The organism is Planococcus sp. RAB007_Raresut, from assembly GCF_057369535.1.
In genome coordinates, this window is the sequence record NZ_JBXYIF010000025.1 from 1 (window position 1) to 788 (window position 788).

Genomic DNA, 788 nt, shown 5'->3' on the forward strand with positions numbered 1-788 from the left:
AAACGGGAAATCTTGATTCTTCCAGAGAAATGATTATCAAAAAAAAGAAAGGCGAAACGCCTTTCTTTCAGGAGGGATCACACGAAATAAACGTTACTCAATCATGATGCGTTTCGAGGTCTCTAAATGCTCTTTCTTAGGAAGAGTCAATGTCAAAACTCCATCTTCCAATTTAGCTTGGGCGCCCTCTTCACTCACATCTTTCAACAAAATGCTACGGGACATCTGAGACATCCGACGTTCTCGGTGAATATATTTACTTCCTTCTTCTTCAGAAACACTTTCATGTTTAACAGATAAGTTTAGACGACCATCATCAATGGTAACTTGAATATCTTCTTTTTTAACTCCAGGTACTTCTGCTTCAATGACATACTTGTCTTCTTCGTCTTTGATATCCACCTTAAATGTGTCATGTCTTAGACTTCTTTCGAACGGAAGCCCACTTGCTGAGAAAAAGTCATCTAACATGTTTGAAAAATCATTAAACCCAAGGTTCATTAAATCATTACGCTTTTTGTTGAAAGGAATCAAACCAGCCATGATAATCACTCCTTAGATTTATTTTTAGCACTCTATGTACCGGAGTGCTAACTACAATTTATAAATATCAAATTCAAAAAAAAGTGTCAACAGAAAATGCTTGTTTTTTTAATAAAAATAAGATGTATAACAAAACAGATCAGACTACACTCTATCTGTCTTGTCATACACCTCATATAATTCAATAGTTACCACTCGAAAAGTTTGTTAAATCGGGCGTTTTTTGCCTAGTTTTCGGTCTTTGG

General features: G+C 35.4%; 1 protein-coding gene. It reads right to left on the minus strand.

The genetic code is table 11. From position 1 onward, the window contains the following. Window positions 1–93: 93 nt before the first annotated feature. Window positions 94–543, minus strand: coding sequence for an Hsp20/alpha crystallin family protein (locus AC2Q9J_RS17555; RefSeq protein WP_499041952.1), 450 nt, complete (start codon window positions 541–543; stop codon window positions 94–96). Window positions 544–788: the final 245 nt, after the last annotated feature.